The 17,789-nt window shown below is 39.7% G+C and carries 14 protein-coding genes; 5 read left to right on the top strand and 9 right to left on the bottom strand.

What is annotated here, in order from left to right:
- Positions 1 to 58 precede the first annotated feature (58 nt).
- The 7 genes from PQO03_RS11005 to PQO03_RS10975 form a co-directional block, all read right to left on the bottom strand.
- The gene (locus PQO03_RS11005) at positions 59 to 3,673 is read right to left on the bottom strand and encodes a homocysteine S-methyltransferase family protein (protein ID WP_274150311.1); all 3,615 of its coding nucleotides are present in this window, start codon (positions 3,671 to 3,673) and stop codon (positions 59 to 61) included.
- Between the two features lie 253 nt (positions 3,674 to 3,926).
- Positions 3,927 to 4,904, bottom strand: coding sequence for a LacI family DNA-binding transcriptional regulator (locus PQO03_RS11000; RefSeq protein WP_274150310.1), 978 nt, complete (start codon positions 4,902 to 4,904; stop codon positions 3,927 to 3,929).
- A 587-nt stretch (positions 4,905 to 5,491) separates the two neighbouring features.
- Entirely contained in the window at positions 5,492 to 7,582 is a 2,091-nt protein-coding gene (locus PQO03_RS10995) for an FAD-dependent oxidoreductase (protein ID WP_274150309.1), read from the bottom strand.
- Between the two features lie 9 nt (positions 7,583 to 7,591).
- On the bottom strand, positions 7,592 to 8,380 hold the full coding sequence (locus PQO03_RS10990; RefSeq protein ID WP_274150308.1) for a 3-ketoacyl-ACP reductase: 789 nt from the start codon (positions 8,378 to 8,380) through the stop codon (positions 7,592 to 7,594).
- Positions 8,381 to 8,389: 9 nt separating this feature from the next.
- Positions 8,390 to 9,544 (bottom strand): Gfo/Idh/MocA family protein, encoded by a 1,155-nt coding sequence (locus tag PQO03_RS10985; RefSeq protein ID WP_274150307.1) that lies wholly within the window; start codon positions 9,542 to 9,544, stop codon positions 8,390 to 8,392.
- A 201-nt stretch (positions 9,545 to 9,745) separates the two neighbouring features.
- Positions 9,746 to 10,570 carry a sugar phosphate isomerase/epimerase family protein gene (locus PQO03_RS10980; protein WP_274150306.1) on the bottom strand — a complete coding sequence of 275 codons (825 nt, stop codon included), beginning with the start codon at positions 10,568 to 10,570 and terminating at the stop codon, positions 9,746 to 9,748.
- Positions 10,571 to 10,732: 162 nt separating this feature from the next.
- Complete coding sequence (locus PQO03_RS10975) at positions 10,733 to 11,191, bottom strand: DUF3313 family protein (RefSeq protein ID WP_420792866.1); 459 nt, start codon at positions 11,189 to 11,191, stop codon at positions 10,733 to 10,735.
- A 134-nt stretch (positions 11,192 to 11,325) separates the two neighbouring features.
- On the opposite strand from PQO03_RS10975, the gene PQO03_RS10970 reads away from it, so the two are divergent.
- Positions 11,326 to 12,318 carry an IS30 family transposase gene (locus PQO03_RS10970; RefSeq protein ID WP_274150305.1) on the top strand — a complete coding sequence of 331 codons (993 nt, stop codon included), beginning with the start codon at positions 11,326 to 11,328 and terminating at the stop codon, positions 12,316 to 12,318.
- Here PQO03_RS10970 and PQO03_RS10965 read toward each other — a convergent pair.
- Positions 12,292 to 12,663 carry a hypothetical protein gene (locus PQO03_RS10965; protein WP_274150304.1) on the bottom strand — a complete coding sequence of 124 codons (372 nt, stop codon included), beginning with the start codon at positions 12,661 to 12,663 and terminating at the stop codon, positions 12,292 to 12,294. The genes PQO03_RS10970 and PQO03_RS10965 overlap by 27 nt on opposite strands.
- A gap of 393 nt (positions 12,664 to 13,056) precedes the next feature.
- On the bottom strand, positions 13,057 to 13,791 hold the full coding sequence (locus PQO03_RS10960) for a DUF3313 domain-containing protein (protein WP_274150303.1): 735 nt from the start codon (positions 13,789 to 13,791) through the stop codon (positions 13,057 to 13,059).
- A 388-nt stretch (positions 13,792 to 14,179) separates the two neighbouring features.
- Here PQO03_RS10960 and PQO03_RS10955 point away from each other — a divergent pair, with 388 nt between their 5' ends.
- The 4 genes from PQO03_RS10955 to PQO03_RS10940 all read left to right on the top strand — a co-directional run bounded on the left by PQO03_RS10955 (position 14,180) and on the right by PQO03_RS10940 (position 17,782).
- Positions 14,180 to 15,697, top strand: a complete 1,518-nt coding sequence (locus PQO03_RS10955; RefSeq protein ID WP_274150302.1) for an arylsulfatase — start codon at positions 14,180 to 14,182, stop codon at positions 15,695 to 15,697.
- Between the two features lie 81 nt (positions 15,698 to 15,778).
- Positions 15,779 to 16,252, top strand: coding sequence for a hypothetical protein (locus PQO03_RS10950; RefSeq protein ID WP_274150301.1), 474 nt, complete (start codon positions 15,779 to 15,781; stop codon positions 16,250 to 16,252).
- Positions 16,249 to 17,118 (top strand): Rossmann-fold NAD(P)-binding domain-containing protein, encoded by an 870-nt coding sequence (locus PQO03_RS10945; protein WP_274150300.1) that lies wholly within the window; start codon positions 16,249 to 16,251, stop codon positions 17,116 to 17,118. The genes PQO03_RS10950 and PQO03_RS10945 overlap by 4 nt, the downstream gene beginning before the upstream one ends.
- Positions 17,119 to 17,380: 262 nt before the next feature.
- Positions 17,381 to 17,782 carry a DUF4345 domain-containing protein gene (locus PQO03_RS10940; RefSeq protein WP_274150299.1) on the top strand — a complete coding sequence of 134 codons (402 nt, stop codon included), beginning with the start codon at positions 17,381 to 17,383 and terminating at the stop codon, positions 17,780 to 17,782.
- Positions 17,783 to 17,789: the final 7 nt, after the last annotated feature.

Genomic DNA, 17,789 nt, shown 5'->3' with positions numbered 1-17,789 from the left:
AATCACTTTAAAAGTATTCACAAATACCTCATAAGGATGAGATATTTGTGAGAGCTCTTTATTGATAAGTTGCGTCTGAATTGAAAACGACAAAAGCTGCAGTTGTTGAAGTCGGAGCAAATTCATCGGCCTCAGTCATGCTGATACCCATCTCATCAGCTTTGAGGAGTTCAAAAATGAGCTGATTATTGGACATATCTTGCATTGCAGGGTAACCAGGAGAATAACGACAACCTTGGTTTAAATCAACAGCAGCTAATTTACGAGCCGCGCCATGAGCTTGATCAGCCATGTCTTCTGCTACACGATCAGATAAACCTTGCAATAAGAAACAATCTTCCAATTCACCAGCATCACGCATCTCAGTAATAACTTCTTCAGTTTTGGCGCCACCAGAGGAAATTTGAATTCCAATGAGGTCAAATTTACCGCTTTCTTTTGAGTGGATATATTGCGGTACAGACCAAAGATCTTCGCGTCCGGCTACATCATTGAAAGTAAAGCGTCCCAATTCTTCTTCTAAGTTATCAGGGTTATAGACAGCAACTAAATTTTTGCCAATACTCTGAGCAGGTAAGAGAGCGAAACGAGAAATTGGGGTGATCCAATTATTTTCATCGGACTTTGTAACCCATTCATCACGCATGCGATTGAGGTCATCCTCAGAAACGCCTTTTTTGACCCAAGATTTTTTACCACCGAAGTCCCAGTTGAGGCCATAAAGTGTACGCAAATCAAAGTGTTGCTTAAGGTCAGTAATAGCAACATTATAGTCAGCTAAACGAATGGCTTTATCTGTAGGAGCTTGCCAATTACTTAGGTCGACTTTACGCGCCTCTAGACCAGATTCACGTTCTTCGCGAGCAGCAGCCTGTTTGATTGCTAAACGATAGAATTGTTCAAGCTTCTCAGTATTCTCTTTAATTAAGCCATCGCGTTTAGCAGGATCCATAAGAGTGTTCATTATATTCACACCATCCATACCTGACTGACAGTAAAAAACTTTGCCATTCATAGCGGCAAAATCATCTTGTCCGTACATAGACACATAAGCAGCGTGACGACTATTGACTGGTGCACCACCAATAAGAAGTGGGAAATCAAGATTTTTTTCTTTCAGTAACTGCTGAACAGAAATCATGTGATTAGAGGTCTGTACTAAGAGAGCGGACATACCAATAGCATCAGCTTTTTCAGCAACAGCGGTTTCGATAAATTTCTCTAGAGGTACTTGGACACCCAAATCAATCACTCGGTAGCCGTAGTTCTCTAAAAGAGTTTTAGCCAAATCTTTGCCAATAGAGTGTACGTCTTGGTATACGGTACCAATGACGACGGTGCCTTTAAATGTACGTTCACCATCTAAACTTTCGCCGCTCATGTTTTTCATGTAGGCTTCAAGGAAATTCATGCAATGTTTCATAACATCGGCAGATTTAAGGAGGTGAGGAAGAGAAACTTCACCGCGACCAAAGCCATCGCCTAATTCACGCATAGCTTCCATCAGGTAATCATTGATGAAATCAAGAGGTTGGTGCTTATCAACAATATCTTTCATTGATACGACGATAGCATCTTTGTATTCATAAGTGAATTCATCTTTATCGAATGAACCATCAGATTTTTCTTTGAAGCCATCTTTAATTTTTTCGCAGATGGATTCCTCAACGGGCATATCATCGTAAGAGCATTTCTTCTCTTTGACAATACCGCGACGAGCGGCAGCAATTGTCTCGAGTTCTTCGAAAGCATCCATGTCGCGTTCGAAAAGAACGCGCTTAGCTAAGTCATAATCGTAAGCGTCAATGGATTCGACAGGAATGAAATGATTGGGATTCACAATAGCCGCATCAAGACCACGTTTATAAGCTTCATCCAAAAACACAGAAGTCAGAACAACACGCATGTAAGGCTTTTTAGCTAGACCATTGGTTAAGTTACCCACACCAATAGAAGTCATGAGATCTGGGTGAAGAGCTTTGATGGGTTTAAGTGAATTGAGTGATTCTAAAGAGAAGTTCATGCCTTCTATGGACTCAGCACCAATAGGGAAAGCATTGATATCAATCATTAATTGATCAGGAGTGACACCGTATTTTGCACTTTCCGCAATGATTCTTTTGGCGAGTTCTACTTTTTTATCTGCAGTAAGGGCAGGGCCATCACCATCAGTTACAAGAGCAATATAGATCGGGTTGTGATGCTTAGTGAGGGGAATAATAGCATCTATTTTACTGACACCAGGGGAGTGCTCTTCGAGTGCAATAGAGTTAATAATGGGACGACCAGGATAAACATCAATCGCAGTGGCTAAAGCTTCTACAGAGAATGAATCAATACAAAAACAACCACCAAAATCTGTGGTCATATCATAGATAACGCGTGGCAAGACTTTCTCAGTATTAACAATATTGGAATCCATACAGACATCGAGAACATCAATACCTAGATCGCGATTTTGTTCATTAACGACATCTTCGAGCGCATCATTATCAATGTTATCTTCAACTTCTACTGCATCACGAACTTTCTTCGAGCCACGAACATTAAGTCTTTCGCCGATTTGAATCAGGCCTTTGCTAGAGTCGAGTTCAAAAGCATTTTGAGGTCCAGAAATAAGATTGCGCTTTTTAACTTGGCGAACTTTAGGTTTTTTACCCGCGAGGTATTTTGCGATTTCCGCAATATGAGCGGGAGTCGTACCACAGCAACCACCAACGATATTGATGCCATTTTCGGCTTCGTAATCACGCATGTACTCACCCATTTTTTCAGGAGAGAGGGGATAGACAGTTTCACCATTAACAGAAATTGGCTGACCTGCATTGGGAACTACAGAAATCGGCAATTCACTCATTTTTGCTAGTGCTGGAATAACTTTCTGCATCAGCTCAGGACCAAGCGTACAGTTAATACCAAAGACATCTATACCAATACCACCGACGGAAGCATAGGCAGCTTCCATATCAGTATTAAAGATCTGCATTTTATTGAATTGGTCAACAGTTACTTGTGCAATGATTGGAACTTTGAAACCCAATTCATCTGCTGCTTGATGCGCACCCGCAATCGAGGCTTTTAACTCGAGCATATCCTGCTGAGTTTCGAAGAGCAAGACATCGACATTTGCTTTCATCATCGCTTTTACTTGTAGGTAAAAGTTTTGTTTGACAGTAGCGAAATCTGTTTTATTTAAATTGGCAGCCGTGGAAGAAATAACCCAGTTAGAAGGACCAATAGAGCCAGCAACAAAGAGTGGACGACCATCGTATTCGTCCATTGCTTTGTATTTGGTAATGGCATCGTGAGCTAATTCAATGCCGCGAATATTGAAGTAATGAGTGAGCTCATCGTAATCATTCGCAAGCAGATCGAGCCCTTCAGGTAAGTCGGCAAAATCGCTGAGATCCATTCTTGAAAAGTCAAATTCTTTCAAGCGAAGTGGACTGGCACCAAAAGTATTGGTTTCGAGTATATTGGCACCGGCTTTGAGGTACTCTAAGTGAATGTTATCGCGAACTTGATCGGGACGTGAAAAAACGAGTAAGTCTGAAAGCATGGCAAATTCTTCGCCACCATAAGCAGAATCGGGGAGTTTAAGTAATTGAACCATGGAGCCCATGGCACCATCTAAGATGAGGACTTGCTCTTTAAGTGCATCTAAAAATTTCATAATTTGATGAATCCGTACGTTAAATTTTGGGCACTATATTCATTCATTCGAATATATCAATATATAATCAATTTCTTTAGTTAATACAGGCCAGTTATATGTGCCGAAAATAGCATCATAATAGGCTTTCGCCAGTAATGCCAAATGTATATAAATGAACTAAAAAAATCATAAAATTCAATTGATGATTTGAGTGGGGAAAACATACTTCGACATTAGCCAAGGTGTATTCATTCACGACGATCGAAGAATATTAAAGAGTTTCGCCTGAGATGAATTGACCGGGGAGTTTAATTTGGCAAGGAGATTCACTGCGATTGATAACGCGTTCGAGTATCCATTCGCCGGACTTTTCGCCGAGTGTATTCATATCGAGCTTTACGGTACAGAGCTTTTTTGGAAGTACCGCGGTTATACTGGATCCATCAAAGCCGGAAACAGAAAAATCACGGGGAACTTGGTAACAAGATTGCTGAGAGCGCATTATAAAACTGGTGGCAATAATATCGTTCATGCAAACAACTGCCTGACAATTTTGTTGATGGAGGTCTTGGATAAAATCTTCGCTTATATCAGCAAGGCTTTTGAGTGTTTCAACTTGGGCGTCGACTTGCAGTTCAGCACAAGCTTGAAGAAAGCCATTGCGTCGCTCAATAGTGACATCCAGATCTTTATTCATTTGGATAAAAATGGCTGATTTCGAGTTTTTGGCTTTAATGACGCGACTTGTTAATTTTTTCATTTCATCGGTATTGGGATAAGAAATGAAATCCGAATCAGCTAATTCACGATTCAAAGCGAGAAAAGGGATTTGAGCCTCTTTTAAGTAGGCGACTGTCTTCTTTGGGACGTGACAAAAAGCAAAAATAACCGCATCAATATTGGCGGCTTTTTTGGAAGCAAAAAGATCTTCGGGTTTAGTGCTCGTTTCACAAATAATATTGACTTGATTATCTGGTACGCTTTTTTTAAGTGAATTAATAAGTTCGGGAACCGAGTAAAAAAGGGGTAGGGTGGGATCACTTAGTTGACCGAGAACTAATTTGATATTTATAATGGCGCGACTCTTCTGTTTGCGAATAGCGCGTTTTTTATAACCCAAGCGTTCAGCGGTTTCAAGGATTTTTGCCGAGAGTTCATCACCAATGAGTGCCGAGCCATTGAGAACACGAGAAACGGTACTGGTGGAAGTTCCCGCTGCTTTTGCAATGTCGTAAATAGTCACACTCATTTTTTGATCCTAGAATTAAAATTTATTAGGCTACTCTAAATCTTTGCATGCAGCTTTCAAGTTACGCACCAAAGAGCTTTTGGATAAAGAGAATTCCACTCAGGTAAAACCTGAGTGGAATCATTTTTATAAAATCAAAAATTTCAAGCTTAAGTTATGGTTTCGGGGGCTCCCAATCTTAGGGAACTTAAGGGTATTTATACGTGCTGCCACCTTTTTTAGTAAGGCCCCGAGGGCTCCTCGGCCACCGGAGGTATTTATACTGGGGATCTGCCCCAAACCTCGCTGAAGGTACTGCCGTACGGGCCAATAATTTTTATCCGCCTGTGTGGCAACACCCCTTAAGAATCCCAAGGCTAGTCGCTGCGCTCCTAGGGACGGGGGATCGAGCTTGAGTGAAAATGCAGGCGAGACGCCTGCGCTCCCAGGGACGGGTGATTGAGCTTGAGTGAAAATGCAGGCGAGACGCCTGCGCTCCCAGGGACGGGTGATTGAGCTTGAGTGAAAATGCAGGCGAGACGCCTGCGCTCCCAGGAGGATAAGAACTTCATTTAGTCCTAAAGCACCGAGACGTCTCTTATACCAAGCTAACGATGCTTAAAACCTTTATCGTAGATCTTTTCAGTGAGGTAATTACCCCAGTTCTTCTCAAAGAAAATGGAGCCGGGATCTTCCATCTCACGAATATCTTTGGTACAGGTCACAAAATCATTAGTTTTTGGATCTAATTTAATAATGATTTTTTCTGATTTATGCTCATCTTTTTCAGCGATAAAGCGATATTCATTGAGTTTACCCATGCGTGTTTCAGGAATTTCAGAACCATGCTTTGAGCAAAGTGCACGCGCACCACGACTTCCACCATCACTATTAATATAGCGATTGAGACAATTGAGTACCGCCTCTGCAGAAAGAGCTGTTTGGCGCCACTGAAAATAACTGGCCGCATGACGACTTGTCTTGATGCTTAGACCTTTTTCCAATTTGCGATTAAAAGTTTGCGTATCAAGCAAAGCTTTAAGGGCATTATCTTTATCGCAAATAAATCCAGCATTATCACTCATACGATTTTGAATGATATCTCGAACTTCATCAGTACTTGGTTGTTTTTCATTACCGACAGCATTGGTGAGTTCAGCAAGAACAGCAGCAATAGTATTTTCTTGAGTTTTTATTTCACTTGTCTCTGGAGTAGAAGCTCCAACTGAAGCAATATGATCAGCACAACGCGTTCCAAATACTTGACCAGCATTGAGTGCGGCACCACCAGGTCGAGTGACTCCGTGAGTACCGGAAACTTCCCCAATAGCATAACAGGCTTTGAGTGAACTTTGAGCCCAAATATCGACTTCGACACCACCATTCATATGTTGGTTAGATACATTGAAAGGCAAAGGCTTTTCAGAAATATCGTGACCATGCATTTTATAGAGTTCAATGGCGAGTGGATTCATGCGACGTAAGCGATCAATAGGCAAGTCTTGTAAGGCTTCATTATTGACTAAGTAAGTACGCACATCATCATCTAAACGCTTTAAAGAAAATTCATTTTCTCCAGGAACCATTTGAGGATTGCGATTAAAGTCCATGAAAATAGTATGACCTTTACTACTCTCAATGAAGATAGCTAAATCAACTAAACTGGAGCCATAATCTAACATGCGAGTTGCATGGAAAGGCCATTGATAACCTTTGCGGAATACATTGGAAACAAGTTCTTGAGTCGTGCGGTAGTAATCCGCTAAGAAATTGTGCTCATTACCCTCTTTATCAAGTGAGTAAATATAAGGTAGAACTTGTACGTATGTTCCCGAAAGATTCCAAGGAAATTCAGTTCTACGAGTTCCAATACCGAATTGGCTCTCGGTTAAATTGACCGCCTCTATACCCGCTTCAAGAGCCATACCTAATGACCCGAAGCAATTTTTTGGGTAAACACTATCGCGATAGAGTTCACCAGGACCGCCGGTTGCTAAGACTAATTTATCACAAAGAATAACGATGAGTCCAAATTCATTAGTTTCATCTGTACGCTTAATGGCAATTAAACCACTTGATTTGAGTTCACCATCACGCTCTTCTTTGAGGATTTGAATCCCGGTAGTGCCTTTCATAAAATCAACACCAAGGCGAATAGCTTCTTCACAGAGCACTTTTACCATGAGGCGTGAAGTACGCGGTCCACAACTGGTTGCACGACCGACTTCATCGTGATCAGTCTGGTAACGCAAGACGGCACCAAAACGATCTTGGGGAAGTGGCAAGCCCATGTATTGCAGGCTAGAGAAAGCGCGCAAAGAATCGGCGCCTTCAATATAGGCAGTATCTTTATCCATTGCACCACCAGAACTAATGTCTTGGCCTAGCTGAACAAAGTCGTCACCACGATTAGATGTACCTGCAGTATGAAGAGTTTGCTTATCTGAACCGGAACAAGCAGAAGTCCCACCAAACATTGCGCTAGTCGCAACGGTGACATCTACGCCTTTGCGTTTGAGTTCAACCGCGGCGCGAAGGCCAGCAGCACCAGAACCTAAAACAAGTGAACTTGTTGTATAAACAGGGACTTTGTGTCCAGCAATATCAATCACTTGATTGACTTGGCGCTCACTCGCACCTGAAGGCATTTTTACTCGTGTGAGTGAATCGAGGATATCTTGTGGGATTTCTACGCTCATAATTTCTCCTTATAGGTGACGGATTTGAAAGCCGCCATCAATGTCAATTACGGTACCAGTAGAGAAGGGGAAATCACCATCAATAAGTGATTTTGCAGCAAGTCCTAAATCTTTGGGAGTACCCCAACGCTTCTGAGGAACAAGTCCACCTTCAATAAGTGCATCGTATTTAGCCGTTACACCAGAAGTCATATCAGTCTTCATGATGCCGGGACGTAATTCGTATACTTGAATATTTTCATCAGCTAAACGTTGTGCCCAAAGTTGTACAGCCATAGAGAGACCAGCTTTAGAGACACAATAATCACCACGTGTGACAGAGGCGGTATGTGATGAGATAGAGGTAACAAAAATAATTCTAAAACCACCTTTTAGGGTTTCGGGCTTTGCTTCTAACCAGTGATTAGCCACCACTTGAGTCAAGAAATAAGGACCCATGAGATTTGTTTTCACTAATTCTTCAAAAGATTCTTCGCTAGCTTCAGTAATATCGGCGCGAACTTTTGGGGCAATACCAGCATTATTAACTAAAGCATCGATACGACCGAATTGATCGAGTACACTTTGAAGCATGGCTTTACGAGAATCACTAGAAGATATATCACCTTGTATAGGGATGAACTTTTGATCCGCATTGGGTGCAGCGGCGCGACAGAGCTCAGCAGCTTCTTCAGCAGCAGTGCGATTTCCCGCATAGTTGATGGCTACTGAATAACCACCCTCTGCGAGCTCTATGGCGATGCCACGGCCGAGGCCGCGGCTTGCACCTGTTACTAAAACAACAGCTGTTTCGCTCATACTAAGACCTTAGTCCAAACCTGGAACGTCTACCCAGCATTTCTTGTCATGTGACTCAAGACTGAGTTCGGCAAGTTGAACACCTTTAGCACCCTCAAGAAGTGACCAGCGGAAATCTTCGTCGAGTTCAACGTGGCGAATAAATTTTTCCCATTGGATTTTGAAAGCGTTATCATAGAAACCAGCGTCAGGTACTTCATGCCATTGGTCGAGGTAATCAATAGGAGAATCGATATCTGGGTTCCAAATAGCTTTAGGAGTAATTGCGTGTGGCTGAACTAAGCATTTGCGAAGACCAACAATCGCAGAACCATGAGTACCATCTACCTGAATAGTGAGTAAATCATCTTTACGAACGCGAGTATTCCAGCTAGAAATCATTTGAATGTGAGTGCCATCTTCAACTTCGAAAGTTGCGTAAGCCGTATCATCAGCAGTACATTTGTAAGTATTGCCATTTTCGTCAACACGCTCGTCGACAATGATTGCTTTACGGCAAGATACAGATTTCACTGCGCCGAAAAGATTATCGAAAACATAACGCCAGTGACAGTGCATATCGATGATCATACCACCGCCATCTTCTTCGCGGTAGTTCCAAGAAGGACGTTGAACCGGTTGGTCTTCTACTTTACCATCAAATACCCAGTAACCGAAATCACCTTTGATAGAAAGGATTTTACCGAAGAAACCTTGTTCCTTGAGCATAGAGAATTTACGTAGGCCTGGCAACCAAAGTTTATCTTGCACAACGCCATTTTTGAGGCCAGCATCAGTACAAAGTGTGTACAGATAGAGGGCGTCTTCAGTAGTGATAGCAGTTGGTTTTTCACAGTAGATAGCCTTGCCAGCTTTTACAGCCATTTCAACGAACTTACGACGGAACTGAGTACCAGAAGAGTCGAAGAAAATTTTGTAGTAAGGGTCATCGAGCACTGACTGAAGATCAGTAGTGTATTTTTCAATACCGTATTTCTCTGCAAGGGCTTTGATTTTGTTTTCGTTACGACCCGTCAAAACTGGATCAGGAAGCAGAGTTAAATCATTATTGATTTTGATCCCACCCTCTTGCATAATTGCGTGAATTGAGCGCTCAAGGTGCTGGTTAGTTCCCATACGGCCAGTTACGCCGTTCATGATGATACCAATTTTTCTAATTTCCATGGTGTATTCCTTATTTGTTTTTATTAAAATTTATTATTGTGCGGAGCAAATTATCGCCTGTTGAGGGTGGCAAGCCTCACGGGGTTTGGGGCTGGCCCCGACTTGTTTCTTATTTGTTTTTATTGTGCGGAGCAAATTATCGCCTGTTGAGGGTGGCAACCCTCACGGGGTACGGGGCTGGCCCCGACTTGTTGTTAATCTTTAGTATTTCAACTTCTTATAAGATTCAACGATTTTATCGAGGTAATCATTTTGATCCATTGACCAGTAACGATCGGAGAAAATTTCGACTTCGTGAAAACCCTTAAAGCCAGCCTCAGTAACCCATTCACTGATACGATCAACTGGGATGATACCTTCACCCATGAGTCCGCGATCATTTAACATATCTGCAGGATTAGTTTTCCAATCGCAAATATGGTAAGAGAAGAGATTGCCATTTTTGCCACAGCGGAGAAGTTCACTTCTCAAATGCTCTTCCCAGTAGAGATGAAATACATCGACGGTTACGCCAATATGAGAATGATTAAGACCTTCAGCTAGATCATTGGCTGAGCGCATACTTGATACACAAGAACGAGTATCGGCATACATCGGGTGCAAAGGTTCGATGCCGAGTTTAACTCCAGCTTGCTCTGCATGAGGGAGAATAGCAGCGATGCCATCGCGAACTTCTTGTAAATTTTGTTCAACCGTATTGCCAGGTGTTGCACCGCAAACGAGAACAACTAAAGGCGCGCCAATAGCCTGAGCCTCATCAATGATAGTTTTGTTTTCATCAATAGCCGCTTGTTTTTGTGCAGCATCACCCGTGAAGAAACCTCCACGAACAAGTGAAGCGGTTTTTAAACCTGCGTTAGCAATATCTTTCTTTACTTGATTGAGATTACGGCCTTCAATCACATTTCTCCAAACTGAAATGCCGCCAATACCCGCTTTTTCGTAATTGCTTAGACATTGGTCTAAATTCCAGGGCTTGTTGGTCATGGTGTGGAGACAGAGTTTACTTAGATCTTTATCGCTCATTTGTGAAAACCTTTTCTTGTGGATGAAAGTTGCGTGCAATAACTGATTATAATTGCATGCAACAAAAAAACAAGTGCTTTCTAAAAAAATTATATTTTTGTTATCTAGGCACAAAAAAAGCCCTTCGTGATGAAGGGCTTAAAAATTGAGCTGTGAGAGAGTTTATTTACCTGCACCACAAGCTAAGAGTTCTTTTTTAACTCTTAAGGCCCAGAAATCAAAACTTTCTTGAGTACTATTCCAATTAGCTTTCTTGTTAGTAATTGAATCAATTCCAGCAAAAAATAAATCTGGGGTTTTTACATCTTCAACTTTTATTTCAACAGAAGCATTATCTATGAGTTGATGAAGAGTCGATGAAGAATTTTTAACAAAGGCACTTGCAAGTCCAAGAGGCATAGCTGAAGATTCTGTTTCTAAAGCTATACAAGAAGCTTCACCATCACTTAAAGCAATAGAAATAGTCAAAACATCTGGACCATCTAATTCAGTTAAATCAAAATAGCCACTTAGTGCTTGAGTAACTTGAGCGTGAATATAGTTGAGAAGGTTCTGTAGTTCTTTTTTATCGACCTTGTTCAAAGTAGAATCCATATTAGCCCAAACTTGAACAGGATTGATTTTGATTTGTCCTGCATTCGTATAATAAGTGCAACACTTCTGTTAATTGCTTATAGCATAAACATCTATTGAGAATAACAAGACTCAGATGTACTCTGCTATAAGCGACCAAACCTAAAACAGAGGAGTCAGAAATGACATATGAACATCTGAGTCTTGAAGAAAGACACTACCTTGAAATTGAATTAAAGGCAGGCACATCGATCACTAAAATAGCAAAAAACTTAAATCGTAGTACAAGCACACTTTCACGAGAACTTAAACGTAATAAAGGTCTCCGTGGTTATCGAAACAAGCAAGCCAATGACTTTGCTCAAGAAAGACACAAAGTGAAACCAAAGGCTATTAAACTAACTGAAGAAGTTAAGGACTATATAGATGAGCATTTACTCAAGGATTGGAGCCCCGAACAAATTGTAGGTCGACTAAAAGATGACCAATCCATCTTACTTCATCATGAAACAGTTTATCAATATATTCTTAGAGATAAAGAATCAGGAGGTGAGCTATATAAGCTTCTACGTCATCAGAATAAAACTTATCGCAAACGTTATGGCAACCAGCATAGTCGTAATGGGATTCCCAATCGTGTGGATATAGACGAACGACCTGAGGCAGCTAATAAGCGAGAGCGTGTAGGCGACTGGGAGATGGATACTATTATAGGAAAAGCTCATAAAGGAGCCATTGTAACTATGGATGATCGAAAATCAAAACTGCGTCTAGCATTGCCTGTGTCTCATAAGAAAGCCACGCTTGTGAAAGATGCAATAATCTCTTTGCTAACACCGATCAAAGATTTGGTTCATACTCTTACATTTGATAATGGAAAAGAATTTACTCAGCATGAGACTATCTCCAAGGAATTGGAATGTAATAGTTATTTTGCTAAACCATATCACTCATGGGAACGAGGCCAAAACGAGAATGCTAATGGATTGTTACGGCAATACTTTCCTAACTCTATGGCGCTTGATGGTATCAGTGAAAATGAAGTCATTATTGCGGTTGATAAACTTAATAGTAGACCTCGAAAATGTCTGAAATTTAAGACGCCATATGAAGTTTTTGAAAATTTAACTGGAATTAACTTAAGAAAATCAGTAGGTGTTGCACTTACTACTTGAATTCAGGTGCTTATATTTATGCCACTGGACGTTTTTAGAGACATAGCGTAGGTTCAATTGCTCCCTGTCTCCTTTCACTAAGCTATCATAAGAAGTGAATTTAGGATTGAACTCGATTTGTTTAAATTTCTGCGTTTGAGCACTTTTAGATACATACCGTCTACTTAATTGGTCTTTTTTATTCTTCTTTATGTTCACATAAGAAGTAAGAAAACCAGTAGGTTCAACTTTAGCAACTTGCTCTACAGGAGCTTCAGATTGTTCAACTAAAACCTCAGTTTCTTCAGTTGATTTACATGAGAATAGTAAAGCTACCCCCGTTAAAAATAAGAATGTTTTTTTCATTTGTGTGTCTCCTAAATGGGTTTGACGAATTCGAGTTATATATGATAGAGAGAATTAAGCTTAATTAAAAGGCCTAGTAAATAATTTTAGATTAAATTGTGTAACTTAAGACCTGAATCCGTGAGCTGGCTTTGTAATAATCTCGTAGGGATTTTGTTTTCAGAACTTTCCAATTTTGTGCAGGAATACCCGTAGGTCTTTTGAAAAAAGTTGTAAGTCAATGAAGGCGAAAAATCAAGAGGATTAACTTAATGTAGCTCACGGATTCAGGTTAAGAACATAAAACCATTGATCGTTTTATAAGGCTTGACGAAGCAGAAATTAATTAGTTTAAGGCACAAAAAAAGCCCTTCGTAATGAAGGGCTTTGGGAAACTACTTACTGAGAAGAATTTTATTTGTCTTCTGCATCTTCTTTTTCTTCTTTCATTTTTTCTTTATCTTCTTTTGTAGGAGTACCAGAACCGAGATCAACGAGCTTATATCTCATTTTTTGAGTCCAGAATTCAAAAGATTCTTTGACGTCGTTCCACTTATCAAATTTACCCTTGAGTGCTTTAGTTCCTGCACGAGCATCAATACCCGCAGCAAGGCGTTTACGACTGACGGAGTCTAAGACTTCGAATTCCATGTGAGCTTCACCAACTTGAAGGTGAGTTCCCAAGGTCCATTTTTTAATGAAAGATAAAGCTAGACCAATTGGTAAGACTGTAGATATTGTATCGAGAGCTACGTTAGAGGAGTCACCATCAGTCATAGCAAAACGAATTTCGAGAACATCAGGGCCTGCTTGATCAGTTAATTGAAAACTTTTGACGAGTTCGATCTGCATTTCAGCATGCATATAGGTAAGTAAGCTTTTCAAATCTTCTTTATCAATTTCCTTGAGCTCAGAATCTTTACCGGCCCAAACTTCAACAGCTTTGAGATTTACTTTTTTGTACTTCTTCCAATCTATATCTTTGGCGATATATCTTGAGTTAACTTGATCATCTGTGCCTTTGCTAAGCTCGTCATAAGAACCTAGAAAACCTGAGGGCTTGGCATCTTCATCTTCTTCAATATGAGCTGTTTGACTACAGGAAAAAAAGAGCAGTGAACTCATTAAAAGAGTAAGTATGTATTTCATTTGTTTTGTCCTAATTTATTTTTTTTGATGAAAATCATTAATTTGACTATTCTAACTATAGAGGTTCTTGAGATAAAACTAACACTATTTTACTGTAAAAGGAGCTTTTTTTACAGATCTTAAATCTATATGCGTCCAAATTTTTTAAGTGCTGTATTGCAGGCAGCGATGATTTTAAAGGTCAAAGTAGCGAATCTTTAAAGATCGCGTATCCAGCAAAGTTTATTTCTTCAGGACGAAATGATAAAAACTCTAATTTAAGAGATTTATGTACAGTTTTCACAGGAAAGTAGAGGCACTAGGGACTGTGGATTGTTTTTTCATTTCATTTCATTTTGTTTTGTTCATGTTATATATTTTTGCAGTCAATTAAAAATAAAGGGAACATATGAAATTTTCATTTAGTTTAAAATTACTTTGTAGCGGCCTATTAACCACTTGTATTTCTGCTCAAGAAAAACCAAATATCTTGGTCATGTGGGGAGATGACGTTGGAGAAACGAATATAAGCGCTTATTCAAACGGCATTATGGGATATGAAACACCCAATATTGACCGACTTGCTGAGGAAGGGGCGATGTTTACCCATTATTATACACAGCAGTCTTGTACCGCTGGTCGTGCTTCGTTCATATTAGGTCAATCACCATTTCGTACTGGCTTACTTTCTATCGGTCTACCTGGCTCATTGCATGGTATTCCATCTTGGACACCGACAATTGCTGATTTACTCAAAGAGCAGGGCTATGTCACAGCACAATTTGGAAAAAATCATTTGGGTGACCAAGACAAACATTTGCCAACTAATCATGGCTTTGATGAGTTCTTTGGTAATCTTTATCACTTAAATGCTGAAGAAGAACCTGAAACTTATTACTATCCTAAAGATAAAGAGTTTCACAAAAAATTTGGGCCAAGAGGAGTCATTAAATCAACTGCCGATGGCAAAGTTGAAGATACAGGGCCACTCACTCGAAAAAGAATGGAGACCGTGGATGAAGATCTCCTCAAGGCTTCTTTAGATTTTATTGATCGTGCCCACCAAGCAAAAAAACCATTTTTCATATGGTATAACTCAACGAGAATGCACGTCTGGACACGTCAACAAAAAAAGTATATCGGTGCAACTGGCGTAGGCATATACCCAGATGGAATGTATGAACATGATTTGCATATAGGTAAATTTTTAGACAAGCTAGATTCTTTGGATATAGCTGATAACACGATTGTGATTTATTCCACTGATAATGGCGCTCAAAAAGTAGCTTGGCCGGATGGTGGTACAAATCCTTATAATGGTGAAAAAGGAACGACAAATGAAGGTGGCTTTAGAGGTCCATGCTTGATTAGGTGGCCGGGTAAAATCAAAGCGAGAACTCGCATCAACAAAATGATGTCACACGAGGACTGGATGCCTACTTTATTAGCTGCTGCAGGAGAAGATAAATTAGTAGAAAAACTAAAAAATGGTTATAAGGCAAATGGGAAAACATGGAAAATTCACCCTGATGGTTTTAATTTCATTCCCTATTTGACGGAAAAAACTAAGGTAGCACCAAGAGAAGCTTTCTTTTATTTCTCTTCCTCAGGTCAACTCAACGCAATTCGTTGGAAAGAATGGAAACTAAATTTTGCTAAAGAAGCTGGCGATCAATTTACTGCGACTAGATCGGTATCTGCTTTACCAGAAATCATTAATTTATATGCCGACCCCTTTGAGACAGCACCCAAAGAAGCAGGCATGTATGTGCGCTGGATGGCAGATAACATGTGGTTAATTGGTCCTGCGGCGACTCACATAAAGAAATTCCAAATGACCCTCGGGAAATACCCTCTACAGAAGGGCGCAAGCAATAACCCTGCAGGCTTAAATTACGATACAATTCGAGTCGAAAGCAAAAATTAAGAATAATTATGCCATCATTTTTGATGGCATTTTTTTGGAGTTTCCATTAACGCAGAAAATTACATCTTATTTAGTTTATTAATGTGTCTACTAAGTACTTGGAAAACCTACGCAGGCCCAGCAATTGCTGCAGTATTGGGTTTTTCTTTTTTAGAAATGCTAGCCTATAACTTTGTTCCAGCAATGTTGGTAGGACTCAAAGCTTGGTATGCAGGAGCTTGGTTTTTTTCTTTAAATTTAAAGAAGAAGCAAGAGTCGACAAAGATGAAAAAATTTGAAGCCTTGTGGGATCGTTTTGGAGATCGTACTGCCGCCTTATTATCACCGATATTCATCGGCATACCCACGTATGCAATAATAGCTAAAAAATTGGGAGCTAACTTTAAACGTACTTTTATTAATTTAAGTACCTTTACTCTACTTTGGTGCGCTATTTTTTATTACGGGACATTAGTGTTTAATCTAGATAAACATTTAAATATAGAATCTTATATAGACAAAGTTGAAGAGATTCAAAAAAATCATAAGAAAGAGACTCAGGGTAAAGAAAAATGAGAGCCATAATTTTTGGAGCTACAGGTGCAACGGGACAAGAATTGGCTCAGATCTTGTGTAAAGATGATTTGTGGACAGAAATTTATTGTCCTAGTCGAAGGCCTTTAACTTGGACTGATAGCAAATTAAAAGTCATTGATTTTAACAAAGCCTTGGAGTCATTTGATATAGATTGTGATGCCGTTTTTATTTGTATTGGAACCACCGTCAAACAAGCGGGTTCAGAGCAGGCTTTCCGCAAAGTTGATTTTGATTTAGTTTTGGATATTTGTAAGTGGGCTCAAAATAAAAAAATACCTGAAATCCATATCCAAAGTTCACAGGGAGCTGACTCACATTCAAAAATGAATTACCTAAAGGTAAAAGGTGACTTAGAGGATGCGGTACAAGAACTTAATTTCGAGCGTGTAATCATTTATCGTCCAGCACTTTTGTGTGGTGCACATAGAAAAGATTTTCGCATAGCAGAAGAATTGGGCTATCTCGTTTTAAAGGTTTTAGTAGCCATTTTCCCTCCTCTCAAAAAACAGCTACCAGTCGAAGTTAACGCTGTCGCCCGTTGTATGGCTGATAGGGAGAATTTAAAAAGTAGTTTAGAAATAATAAATTCACCAGAAATTGCTGAATACGGTATGCCTCCTAAGCGCTTTTTGAGTGAAAATTCTGTGATATTCAAACTGCTGTTAATCATATTTACTTTTGTCGTAGTTTTATCACAAAGGATTAATCACGATAAGCTAGAGCAGGTCTTATATGCATTTTTAACAGCTTTAGTGATGCAGATACTTATATTAAGCTACAACAAATTGAGCTTATCCAAAAAAATCATATCATCAAAAATTTGGAAAAAAGTTATATCTTTTTAACTGCAATTATAGCCGTTGACTGTGTGTTGTTGATAAACATATTTTCCTTCTTAAAAGAATTGAGTTGGATCACGGGCTTAAGTATCCTAGCAGTGTTTATCGCTGCTCTGTTAATTAAAATTTATCAAAGCCAAAATATTAAAGCCACTAAGCAATTTTTTGAAAATCTAAAATAGACAAAAATGAATATTATGAAGCAGGCGACTCGGGGCCTTGCCTCACTTAATTAGTTAATAGACAAAAATGAACAAGGAGAAATAAAATGAAATTCGCAAAAATATTTTTAATAGCGGCATGTCTCGGTTTAGTTCCCATAGCACTCGGCTATGGCTTGATGCCAGTAAAGACAATGAAAATGATGTTTGGTTTAGAAGTAGCTGCGCCGAATGGCGTGCATATATTTCGTGCCATAATGGGTTTATATTTAGCCTTAGTTGTCTTTTGGTCCATGGGGGTTAAAAATGAAAAATTTACTCGCCCTGCAGTTTACAGTTTAATTGTCTTTATGTTTGGTTTAGCCGCAGGACGAGCTTTGAGCCTTCTAGTGGATGGTGTGCCTCACTGGCTTTTAACCGCCTATATGATTCTGGAAATCGGTTTTGGTGTAGTGGGCTTACAGGTATTAAAGGCAATGGATAAAGATGAAAATAAATCTAATTCCTAGAGAAAAT

This window comes from Lentisphaera profundi (genome assembly GCF_028728065.1).
In the GTDB taxonomy this organism is placed as follows: Bacteria; Verrucomicrobiota; Lentisphaeria; order Lentisphaerales; family Lentisphaeraceae; genus Lentisphaera; species Lentisphaera profundi.
This window is presented reverse-complemented; position numbering and strand designations above follow the sequence as displayed.

What these genes read in the sequence shown, in the direction of transcription:
- PQO03_RS11005 (WP_274150311.1), bottom strand. Translation starts at nt 3,673, where the DNA reads ATGAAATTTTTAGATGCACTTAAAGAGCAAGTCCTCATCTTAGATGGT.
- PQO03_RS11000 (WP_274150310.1), bottom strand. Translation starts at nt 4,904, where the DNA reads ATGAGTGTGACTATTTACGACATTGCAAAAGCAGCGGGAACTTCCACC.
- PQO03_RS10995 (WP_274150309.1), bottom strand. Translation starts at nt 7,582, where the DNA reads ATGAGCGTAGAAATCCCACAAGATATCCTCGATTCACTCACACGAGTA.
- PQO03_RS10990 (WP_274150308.1), bottom strand. Translation starts at nt 8,380, where the DNA reads ATGAGCGAAACAGCTGTTGTTTTAGTAACAGGTGCAAGCCGCGGCCTC.
- PQO03_RS10985 (WP_274150307.1), bottom strand. Translation starts at nt 9,544, where the DNA reads ATGGAAATTAGAAAAATTGGTATCATCATGAACGGCGTAACTGGCCGT.
- PQO03_RS10980 (WP_274150306.1), bottom strand. Translation starts at nt 10,570, where the DNA reads ATGAGCGATAAAGATCTAAGTAAACTCTGTCTCCACACCATGACCAAC.
- PQO03_RS10970 (WP_274150305.1), top strand. Translation starts at nt 11,326, where the DNA reads ATGACATATGAACATCTGAGTCTTGAAGAAAGACACTACCTTGAAATT.
- PQO03_RS10965 (WP_274150304.1), bottom strand. Translation starts at nt 12,663, where the DNA reads ATGAAAAAAACATTCTTATTTTTAACGGGGGTAGCTTTACTATTCTCA.
- PQO03_RS10960 (WP_274150303.1), bottom strand. Translation starts at nt 13,791, where the DNA reads ATGAAATACATACTTACTCTTTTAATGAGTTCACTGCTCTTTTTTTCC.
- PQO03_RS10955 (WP_274150302.1), top strand. Translation starts at nt 14,180, where the DNA reads ATGAAATTTTCATTTAGTTTAAAATTACTTTGTAGCGGCCTATTAACC.
- PQO03_RS10950 (WP_274150301.1), top strand. Translation starts at nt 15,779, where the DNA reads ATGTGTCTACTAAGTACTTGGAAAACCTACGCAGGCCCAGCAATTGCT.
- PQO03_RS10945 (WP_274150300.1), top strand. Translation starts at nt 16,249, where the DNA reads ATGAGAGCCATAATTTTTGGAGCTACAGGTGCAACGGGACAAGAATTG.
- PQO03_RS10940 (WP_274150299.1), top strand. Translation starts at nt 17,381, where the DNA reads ATGAAATTCGCAAAAATATTTTTAATAGCGGCATGTCTCGGTTTAGTT.